General features: G+C 64.0%; 7 protein-coding genes and 1 riboswitch. Of the genes, 3 read left to right on the plus strand and 4 right to left on the minus strand.

What is annotated here, in order from left to right:
• Positions 1 to 314: 314 nt before the first annotated feature.
• From AC1DJT_RS29005 to AC1DJT_RS29020, 4 genes are all read right to left on the minus strand, one after another.
• The gene (locus tag AC1DJT_RS29005) at positions 315 to 2,051 is read right to left on the minus strand and encodes an ABC transporter ATP-binding protein/permease (protein WP_441507804.1); all 1,737 of its coding nucleotides are present in this window, start codon (positions 2,049 to 2,051) and stop codon (positions 315 to 317) included.
• Positions 2,048 to 2,941 (minus strand): ChaN family lipoprotein, encoded by an 894-nt coding sequence (locus tag AC1DJT_RS29010; RefSeq protein WP_476835400.1) that lies wholly within the window; start codon positions 2,939 to 2,941, stop codon positions 2,048 to 2,050. The genes AC1DJT_RS29005 and AC1DJT_RS29010 overlap by 4 nt, the downstream gene beginning before the upstream one ends.
• Positions 2,934 to 3,683, minus strand: a complete 750-nt coding sequence (locus AC1DJT_RS29015) for a hypothetical protein (protein ID WP_476835401.1) — start codon at positions 3,681 to 3,683, stop codon at positions 2,934 to 2,936. The genes AC1DJT_RS29010 and AC1DJT_RS29015 overlap by 8 nt, the downstream gene beginning before the upstream one ends.
• Positions 3,684 to 3,800: 117 nt before the next feature.
• A complete protein-coding gene (locus AC1DJT_RS29020) occupies positions 3,801 to 6,071 on the minus strand; it encodes a TonB-dependent hemoglobin/transferrin/lactoferrin family receptor (protein ID WP_476835402.1) in 2,271 nt (756 codons plus the stop codon).
• Between the two features lie 277 nt (positions 6,072 to 6,348).
• Positions 6,349 to 6,573: riboswitch (cobalamin riboswitch) on the plus strand.
• Between the two features lie 109 nt (positions 6,574 to 6,682).
• Here AC1DJT_RS29020 and metE point away from each other — a divergent pair.
• From metE to AC1DJT_RS29035, 3 genes are all read left to right on the plus strand, one after another.
• A complete protein-coding gene (gene metE / locus AC1DJT_RS29025) occupies positions 6,683 to 9,031 on the plus strand; it encodes a 5-methyltetrahydropteroyltriglutamate--homocysteine S-methyltransferase (protein WP_476835403.1) in 2,349 nt (782 codons plus the stop codon).
• Positions 9,032 to 9,262: 231 nt separating this feature from the next.
• Positions 9,263 to 9,655, plus strand: a complete 393-nt coding sequence (locus tag AC1DJT_RS29030) for a hypothetical protein (protein WP_476835404.1) — start codon at positions 9,263 to 9,265, stop codon at positions 9,653 to 9,655.
• A 351-nt stretch (positions 9,656 to 10,006) separates the two neighbouring features.
• A complete protein-coding gene (locus tag AC1DJT_RS29035) occupies positions 10,007 to 10,525 on the plus strand; it encodes a YcnI family copper-binding membrane protein (RefSeq protein WP_476770876.1) in 519 nt (172 codons plus the stop codon).

Below are 10,525 nucleotides of genomic sequence, written 5' to 3' on the forward strand. Positions count from 1 at the left end.
GTCCACCCAGTCCGCCAGCGTCGGTCCAGGAGCTGGTGAGGCKGTCTGGAGGATGATCTCGTCGACGATCAGCTTGCCGATGAAGAGCACGAGCGGCGGCTGAGCGGCGCGCAACAGGCGCAAGACGATGATCGTGGCCGACAGCGCGGGATCGTCTGCCAGAACGAGTGCAGCAGCCGGGGCAGCAGGGCCAAGGTCCGGAAACGCTGGCGTAGCGCTGGCCCAGCGGAGAACGAGGCGGCGGTCATCTGACGAACTCTGATGGAGCCGCAACGATCGGACCGCAGCAGCAAGGATGGCAGCTTCGGGACATTCTAAGCCTCTGCAAGCTCGCCACGGCGCTCGTCAGAGGCTCCGGCACAAGAGTCGTCGCGTCTCGACAGGTGGATTGCGCGATGGTCTTCCAGGCCCAAGGGCGGCCGGTGCGCGATCAGGATGAAAGTCGCCAGCGGCAAGTGCTGGCGCAAGGTCGCGAGCAGATCGCGTTCGGCCGCCGGGTCGAGCGCACTGGTCGCCTCGTCGAGCACGATCCAGTCCGGCCTTTGGAGATGGATGCGGGCGAGCGCCAGCCGCTGGCGCTCGCCGCCGGACAGGCCGCGGCGCGCGTCGTTCCAGGCCGGCTCGTCGATTTCCCACAACTGGGCCATGCCGACGGCCCCTAGTGCTCGCTCATAGTCCTCGGCCCGATAGGTCTCAGGGGAGGCGGGATAGGCCAATGCTCCCCGCAGCCCGCCGAGGGGCAGGTAGGGCTGCTGCGGCAGGAAGACCATTTTGGCATCCGGCCGTTCGATTTGCCCCGTGCCATGCCGCCACAACCCGGCAAGGGCCTTCACCAGGGCACTCTTGCCATGCCCGGAGGGCGCTGAAATCCAATACGTCCCGCCTGCTTCAAGCCTGATCTCGGGGAGGGGCTCGAGAGCACGGCCGTCGGGGACGCGAAGGGCGACATCCTGCAGCAGGATCCGGTTCTCCTGTCCCGTGACGAGCGCTGGCCGCGGCGCGTCCACGTTGTCCTCGGCTGCTCCGAGGAAATAACTCAGGCGGCTGGCCGATGCCGCGAGCTCGGCAAGATCGCGATAGGAGAAGATGAACCAGGAAAGCGTGGTCACGACGTTCTGGAAGGCCGAGCCGATCTGCATCAAACCGCCGAAGGTGACGCGCCCGGCCAGGAAGGCCGGCAACGCCAGGAAGAGCGGGATGCGCAGGACCGTCTGCATATAGGGCCTGGTGAAGCAGCCGAGGATCAACTCGCGATTGGCGAGGCCGCGCCAGTTCTGGATGATCGCGCCGAAGCGCTCCGAGAGCAGGCGCCGTTCGGCCGCCTCGCCATTCGCCAGAGCGACGGCCTCGACATGCTCGCGCAGCCGCGTCAATGCGAAGCGGAAATCGGCCTCGCGGCGCTGCTGCTCGAAGGCGAGGGATTTCAACGGCTTGCCGAGCCAATGCGTCAGGCCGCTCGAGATCGCGACGTAGAGCGGCGCAGCCCAGACCATGTAGCGCGGGATCTCGATCGCGATGCCTCCAACCGTGAAGGCGAGGGCAAAGGTCGAGAGCGACCACAGGATCGCGAAGAAGGAGACCAGCGCGACGATGTTGGTGATGAGCTCGATCGCCTCTCCGGTGAGCTTGTCGACAAAGATGCGGCAGTCTTCGGCGATGCGCTGGTCCGGGTTGTCGAGGCCGTTATCCGTGCGGTCGCGCAGATGCCAATAGGCCTTGTTGGAGAGCCAGCGGTCGAGCGCGGCTTCGGTCAGCGAGCGGCGCCAGCGGATCTGCAGCATCTTGCGCAGGTAGCTGCCACTCAGGAACAGGCTCACGCTGATGGCGATCAGCCCGAAGAACACCGCGATCTGGCGCAGTGTCGCATCGACATCGAGCTTCTGCAGCGCGTTGTAGAAATCCGCCGTCCAGGCGATCAGGCGGACAGAAACCTGAACCCCGGCCAAGCCGAGCCCGAGCACGAGCGCGAAATAGACCAATCCGGCCCGCCCGCCCGGCCCGCTGATGCAGAGCCGGGTCAACAGCGTGATCTGCGAGATGATCCTGGTCACGAAGAGGCCCTGGGCGAACTGCGTCGCGGCGAGGGCGGTTCCGGCGTGTCGAGCCTGAAGATCGCGTCGCCAATGCCTTTCAGGCTTTCCTGGTCATGGCTGGCACAGTCGGTCGGCAACAGCACAGCCAGATCATCGATGCCGAGATCGCGGAGCTGATAGGGCGTGCCATGGCCGTATTCGAGATGGCCGCGCCCGATGATACCGATGAYGAGCGGGTTGTCTTGTGCCTTTGCCAGATGATCGGCGATGCCGCAGGCGAAGGCGCGATCCCAGGTCTGCTGGGCTCGAATGAAGCGATCGAAGCGGTCCGGCTCCATGGCGCGTGGGCGATCTGGCCCGGCGAAACCGCTCATGATTCCGGCGAGATAGCGCCGGTACCCCTCCGTCGCGGGGGCAGGCGGCGTCACGCCATCGCGCTCTTCGATGGGAATCGCATCCCAACCGACCTGGCCGACACGCGTGACCAGCGGCCGATGGCAGTTGAGTGCGAGCATCGGCACGCGCTGCTGTCGGCAGAAATGGAAGAGCGGCAGGTAGAGCTCGGGATCGAAACCCCAGACCTGTGCCCATTCCGACCGCTCCAGGAAGGTCGCGGTGTCCATCTCGCCCTCGACCCAGGCGTCGAGCACCGGCTGGAGCCGACGTGGGAACATCTCGAAACCGACCGCCATCTGCGGCCGCAGCGTATGCAGGAACGCCGTGACATGGAGCTGCCAGCGATGGATCTCGGCGATGTCATGGCTCTCGCCGAGCAGCACGACGCGCTTCTGCGCCATCGTCCGCATCAGGTCGTACTGGGCAATGGCCTCGCCGGTCTCGGGCAAGAGCCAGGTCGCGCGCCGATGAGCCAGGGACACGGATCCGGCGGTGAGGGAGGGTTCAGCCATGGGGATTGCCGAGCGGAACGCCGTCGAAGGCCGCGGCCGGGCCGCGCAGCACGAGGCCGAACGGCTGGCCGTCGGAATCATGCGCTGCAAGCTCGACCTCCGATCCGGCGACCTGCCGCAGCCAGCTTGCGACCGCACCAGCGCGCAAGTGAAGGTGGAAGTCGCCCTGCATGATGTTGACGAAGCCCATGGCCGGCTTCGGCTCTGGCAGCGCACCTCCCCAATGCTGGGCCAGGCCCGGTTTCGTGAAATCGATCGAGATCGGCACGCCATTGCGCAGGATCGCGGCGAAGGTCGCGGCACCGAGATCATCCTCGGGCACATCAGGCGATCCGCCGCCGGCAGCGCTCTCGCGCTCGACCGGCTCCAGGGCCTCACCGGCGCCGAATGGGGCAAGCGCTTTGTCGAAGAGCTCCAACCCGTCGAGCCCGATCAGGCTGAACAACACCTCGCCGGCGGCGTCCTGGCACTCGAGCCTGGGCAGCACCCGGTCGCGCATCTTGCTGGTGCGGTCCGCGACCAGCCGGGTCACGACCGCAAGATCGAGCGTGCTGTCGTGGAACTCGCCTGCGAGGCGCGCCCTGGTCCCGTCGATCGAGACGGTGCCGACCACGCCCATGCGCTCATGCGTCGCGCCGCCGKAGCGTGCGCTCAGCATGACGCGGCCCATGGCGGGCAGGCTTGCCAGGATTTCGGCCGAGGGTTGCTTCAGCAGTTCGCGGGGATGTGTGGTGCTTGTCATAAGGGGGCTCCAAGGAAAGGATGCGACGCTCCGGGGTCTCGCTCGGAGCGTCGCGTGACCAACCGCGCTTGTCACAGCCGCGGCCCGTCAATCGGGTGGCGCTAGGTCCGCTGCGTCTCAGAACTCAACCGAGGCTGCGAGCTTGAAGGTACGGCCAGCCGTGGTCTGCAGTTCGAGCGGGTTGGTCGCGGCGACTGCGGCCGAAGCCTGAACCTTGTCGAAATTATAGACGTTCGAGAAATAGCGGCGGTCGAAGATGTTCTGCACGCCGCCGCGGACGGTGATGTACGAGGTCGGCTTCCAGTTCAGGAAGGCATCGAACACGGTGTAGCCCGCCGGCTTGAAGATGGTCGGCGCGCTGGCGCGGGTGACGCCCGCCCCGAAGGTTCCGATGACCTCGGCCTCCAGCCCATATTCGGGCATCAGGTATTTCAGTCCGGCGACAGCAGTAAACGGGGTGATCGAGTTATACGGCGTGGTCAATGCGCCAGCATCGGCTTTTTGCGTGCCGTATTGGTAGCTCAACGCGACATTGGCGAGCCAGCGCTCGTGGAATTTCCACTCGGCCGATGCCTCGATACCGGAAATCTTGACGCTCGAGAGGTTGCGATAGGTCAGATCGGTCGAACCGAGGATCGGCGCGAAGTTCTGAATGAAGTCCTTGTAATCGGCATGGAAGACGCCGACCGAGAACCAGCCATTGTCGAAGCGGCCGCGGATGCCGGCTTCGTAGGACGTGACGCTCTCGGGCTTGAGATCCGGGTTCGGGATCAGGTTCTGGGTGCCCATCGGCAGCGACGTATAGAGCTGCTGCGCGGTCGGCATCTTGAAGCCCTGGGCGTAGCGGGCATAGAGTGAATAGGTCTCGTCGAGCTTGAAGATCGTGCCGACCTGCGGGATCAGCTTATGCGAGTCGATCTCGCGCGGAGCCTTGCCCGGCACGATGACGTAGCCTGGCCCAATGCTCGGGTCGATCTTGTAATTGGCGTAACGGACGCCCGGCGTGATCGTCCAGCGACCGTTTAGCAATTCGATTTCGTCCTGCAGATAGAAATCGTAGCGCGTCGTCGTCGCGTTGGCGAAGTTGAAGCCGCCTGCAATCGTCGTGGTGGTGACGCCGGTCGACATGTTCCGGACGTCGTCGCGACGCTCATAATCGGTCTTGGTGACGTCGCCCTGGAACCCGTAGGTCAGCCTGTGGAAGCTCGAGCCGAGCGCGAAGCTCGACTTGGCCTGGATGTCGAGCTGGGAGAATTGTTCGGAATAGTCGAGGAAGCCGCGGGTGAAACGCTGCTGGTTGTTGGTCTGCGTCTGGTAGCGATTATTGGTGACCTCACGCTTCTGTGGCGAGAACGATGCCTGCCAGCGGATCGAGTCGAGGAAGCTCGTGCCGACATCCCATTGATGCTCGAAGGCGATGCGCTGGCGTGACTTCACTTCATCTCGGATATAGGGTCCGTTGCGGAGACCAGACGCCAAGACATTGTAGTCCCAGAGCTGATTTACCTTTGAGCTGTTGTCGAAATACTCTCCGGTCAGCTTGAACGTATGGTCTGTCGTCGGCGAGAAGACGATCTTGCCGAAGGCGTTCCAAACCGTGCTGTCGAGCGGGTTCAGCGTGTCGCAGCCGAGATAGCGCAGGCTCGGCACGGGGCAGCCCCAGCGGCCGCCATCGGCCCGGGCACGGCTGAGTTTGGCCTCCTCCGCCGTCTTCTGGCTCAGGCCGACAATGGCCTCGAGGGCAGGGGTGAGCCTGAAGGCCGCAATGCCGGTCTTGGTGAAGGAGCGGTCGAAACTGTCATACCCGGCATCGAGACGTACGGCATACGGCTTGTCCTTGCCTTTCAGCAGGTCCTGGGGATCGAGCGTACGATAGGCGACGATGCCGCCCAGAGCATCGGCGCCCCAGAGCACGGAGCCCGGGCCACGCACGATCTCGACGCTCTTCAGGAAGGGCATCTCGACAAAGTTGCGATTGCCATCAGTGATGCGCTCGATCACACGCGATCCATCGACCTGCATCTGGACGCGGTTGCCGCCGACCCCCCGGATCGTGAAGCCATCGAGGTTGCCGAACGGGTCGGTGCCGCTGGTGAGGCGGTTGACGCTGACGCCCGGCTGGTAGCGGACGAGGTCCTGCAYGTCGCGCGTCATGCGCTCGTCGAGTTCCTGCCGTGAGATAACGTTCACGACGCCGGGAACATCGAGAACCTGCTTTTCACCGCGTGTCGCCGTGACCGTAATCTGGTCGAGCGTGAACGCCGGTGACGCACTGCCGCCATCTGCGATCGCTTGAGAGTAACAAATCGTGCTTTGAAGGATTGTAAAAAGGAAAGTGGCTGAAAAATATAGTTTTGATTTGTTCTTCATTGGAAGACCCCAGTCCATTTGCGGGTGGATGTAGTCCGCTGGTACTAGGATTCGCAATTGTAAATTTGACACAGTGTTTTCTGATGTACTTTTGTAGTGAAGTACATGCAATCTATAATAGATATAGATTCTAATTATTCTACTTTAGCAATTGCGCGGGGAACTGCTTGCCCCGCATCGCCTGCGCGCGACCAGGGTACACCCCGCCGTCGGGGGCAGCGTCAGTCGGCGCAGATAGCGACATGGAGACATAAAGATGTCTTTATATTCCCATTGACTGCGGCGAGCATTTGGACCTAGGTTGGGGTGTCGTGGTTCTCTGGGTCTGTTTGCCCGGAGCTAAGAGGGAAGCCGGTGCGTCGAGGTCGCTATTGACCTGGGCAAGGCCGGCGCTGCCCCCGCAACTGTAAGCGGTGAGCCGCTGTCCAAGATGTGTCACTGAGGCCGGCAAGGTCTCGGGAAGGCCGGACAGCAGCGATGACCCGTGAGCCAGGAGACCTGCCTCGACGAACTGAACGTCCTCGGGCGGGGTGTCCCGGTGGAGCGCTTTGCGATTGCGCAGGCTCTTCGCCGGCGGAATCCTGGACGCGTCCGCTTTGGCCTTTGCTCCCAACTTCTGGGGTAAGCCTATGTCATCTTCACTTCCTGTCGCGACCCTTGGGACGCCGCGCATTGGTCCGCGCCGCGAACTCAAACTCGCTCTCGAAAGCTATTGGTCGGGCAAGTCGACCGAAAGGGACCTGCTCGACACCGCCGCCGCATTGCGCGCCGCCAACTGGGCCCGCCAGAAGGCACGCGGCGTCACCGTCATCCCGTCGAACGACTTTTCGTTCTACGATCAGGTGCTGGACATCAGCGTGATGGTCGGCGCGATTCCCGAGATCTATGGCTGGAAGGGTGGTCCGGTCGGGCTGGCGACCTATTTCGCCATGGCGCGAGGTGCGCAAAGCGAKACCGAGCCGCACACCTCCTGCGGCCATGCCCACCACGACCACGAGCATTCCCACGGCGCCCCGGCGCAGGAAATGACCAAGTGGTTCGACACCAACTACCACTACATGGTGCCCGAATTCGCGACCGGACAGCGCTTCGCACTGTCCTCGCTCAAGGCGGTCGACGAGTATCGTGAGGCCAAGTCACTCGGCTACGACACCCGCCCCGTTCTGCTTGGGCCGGTCACCTATCTGAAACTCGGCAAGAGCAAGGACGCCAGCCTCGATCCGCTCTCGCTGCTCGGCGAGTTGCTGCCGGTCTATATCGATGTGCTGCGCCGCCTTTCCGCCAATGGTGCCGAATGGGTCCAGATCGACGAGCCTTGTCTGGTGCTCGATCTCGACGAGGCCGCCCGCGACGCCCTGCGCCGGACCTATGCCACCATCGCCCATGCCTTGCCGCAGCTGAAGGTCATGCTGACGACCTATTTCGGTGGTCTCGGCGACAATCTCGACACGGCGGTCACGCTGCCTGTCGCAGGCCTTCATCTCGACCTCGTGCGCGCTCCCGCTCAGCTCGAGGAGGTGCTGGCCAAGGCACCGCGCGGGCTCGTGCTGTCGCTCGGCATGATCGATGGCCGCAACATCTGGCGGGCCAACCTGCCGGCGCTGCTCGGCCGGCTCGAGCCGGTGGTCGCCAGGCGCGGCACCGACCATGTCCAGATCGCGCCCTCCTGCTCGCTGCTGCACACGCCGATAGATCTCGATCTCGAAACCGATCTCGACTCCGACCTGAAGAGCTGGCTCGCCTTCTCCGTACAGAAGATGGGCGAACTCTCGGTGCTGGGCAAAGCCCTCGCGGGTGGCCGCGACAGCGTCAGGGATGCCCTGGACGCTTCGGCGGCCGCAGCGGCGGCCCGAAAGGCTTCGCCGAAAGTCCACGATGCCGCAGTGGCTGCGCGTGTCGCGGCGGTGACGCCCAGCATGACGGACCGCAAGAGCCCCTTCGCAGCCCGAGCGAAATTGCAGCGCGAACGCTTCAACCTGCCAGCCTTCCCGACGACAACGATCGGCTCCTTTCCGCAGACCGCCGAGGTCCGCAAGGCCCGCTCGGCTCATGCCAAGGGCCTGATMAGCGATGCCGACTATGAGCAATTCCTGCGTGAGGAGACGGAGCGCACGGTGCGCTGGCAGGAGGAGATTGGCCTCGACGTGCTCGTCCATGGCGAGTTCGAGCGCAACGACATGGTGCAGTATTTTGGCGAGCAGCTCGCCGGCTTCGCCTTCACCAAACATGGCTGGGTCCAGAGCTACGGCTCGCGCTGTGTGCGGCCGCCGATCCTGTTCGGCGACGTCTCGCGGCCGCAGCCGATGACGGTCGGCTGGTGGACCTATTCGCAGTCGCTGACGGTGAGGCCGATGAAGGGCATGCTGACCGGGCCCGTGACGATCCTGAACTGGTCTTTCGTCCGCGACGACATCCCGCGCAGTGCCTCCTGCCGCCAGATCGCGCTGGCGATCCGCGACGAGGTCATCGATTTGGAGAAGGCCGGTGCCGCGATGATCCAAATCGACGAGGCGGCGCTGCGCGAGGGGCTGCCGCTGCGCAAGAGCGAGTGGAAGGGCTATCTGGACTGGGCGGTGGGCAGCTTCAGGCTCTGTGCCTCGCGCGTCACCGACGCAACCCAGGTGCACACCCATATGTGCTACTCGGAGTTCAACGACATCATCGACGCGATCGCCGCGATGGACGCCGATGTGATCTCGATCGAGACCTCGCGGTCGAAGATGGAATTGCTCGACGCCTTCAAGACCTATCGCTACCCCAACGAGATCGGTCCCGGCGTCTATGACATCCACTCGCCGCGGGTGCCCGAGGTGGGCGAGATGACGAGCCTGATGAAGCTCGCTCGCCTCCAGCTCGCAGACGAACAGCTCTGGATCAACCCCGATTGCGGCCTGAAGACCCGCAAATGGGAGGAGGTCAGGCCTGCTCTCGTCAATATGGTTGAAGCCGCGCGGCACGTCCGGGCAGCCGCTCGCTGAGCGCCTGAGGCTCGTCGCGGCGGCGCAGGACACCGCCGCGACGTCGCCGTCAAGCCGGCATCGCCTCTCGAAGCTTCTTGGCGGGTCGGGGATCTCTGCACGGGGGGACCGAGGGGACTGCGCATGCAGCTCCATGCCGTACTGTCTTGCGTGAGGTGCCCGACGCTCGTTTGCGCCTTGGCAATTGACGCGGCCAACAGCGGTGCTATCCAAACGTCAGGAGGGCAGCCCTTGTCCGCGTGGCGCCAGAGAGCAGAATCGAGCCGTTGGGTCGCGGTCGCCGTGGCCTATCTGCTCGTGCTCCAGGTGGTTCTGACAGGGCTCGCGTCGGGTGCCAATGCTGCGAGTATCGCTCTCGATCGCACTCTGGCCATAACGCTTTGCTCGCCGGGGGCTTCTTCACCGGGTGACACGACCGACCGCGGCACGGCGCAGCATGATCTGATGAGCGGCTGCGCGCTCGGTTGCTCTCATCCAGCCMAAGCGAATGTGCCGTCAGCAATCGGCTTTCTGCCAGTTGTCTATCGGATCGTCGACCTGAACGCCTTGATCCGGCATCTCGACGCGCCTCATGGCTTTGTCGCCGGCCGATCGCCCGCCAATCCCCGCGCACCGCCGGTCTGAGCCCTGAGCAAGCCGCCATGCGTTGCGCATGGATGGCCGCTCTCTTGCGCGACCTCGGCTTCAAGGCCGATTTGCCCGCCATCCCCAGCAGATGCGCACCAAATTCGCTGATCCGAGCATTCGGCGCGATGTCTGCCCGGCACGCAAATGAAGCGCGGGGCTCGCGCCTGCGATGCCTCGGCTCACCATGCCAACGGTTCCTTTGCCGATCGCAATCCGACCGGGGCCACATGTCGGGATCGCTATCATTGGCCGGCACTCACCGTCCGATGACCACACTCAACGGCATCGAGCGTCATGGGCTCTCACGGGCCCGTCGCAGAACTGCCCTCACAGACCAAGGATTACGCCATGAAGACCCATCTCCTTGCAGCGATGTTCGTCACTCTGGGAACAACCGGTGCGCTCGCTCATATTACCCTCGAAACGCAGCAGGCTCCGGTCGGCTCGACCTACAAGGCCGTGTTGCGCGTGCCCCATGGTTGCAAGGGCGCGGCAACAACGAAGGTCCGCGTCCGGATTCCCGAGGGCGTGATCGCGATCAAGCCGATGCCCAAGCCCGGCTGGACACTGGAAACGGTGAAGGGCCCCTATGGCAAGGCTTTCGACTACTACGGCACACCGACTTCGGAAGGCGTGAAGGAGGTGGTCTGGAGCGGCGGCAGGCTGCTTGACGAGCACTACGACGAGTTCGTGCTGCGCGGTTATCTGACCTCCGACCTCAAGGCCGACACCGTCCTCTACGTACCGGTCGTCCAGGAGTGCGAGGGCGGCGCAGTCGAACGCTGGATCGAGATCCCGACTGAGGACAAGAGCGCGGACGACTACAAGTCTCCGGCTCCCGGTCTGAAGCTCACCCCGAAAAAGTAA

Source organism: Allobosea sp. 05T422_2, assembly GCF_056396265.1.

What these genes read in the sequence shown, in the direction of transcription:
- AC1DJT_RS29035 (WP_476770876.1), top strand. Translation starts at nt 10,007, where the DNA reads ATGAAGACCCATCTCCTTGCAGCGATGTTCGTCACTCTGGGAACAACC.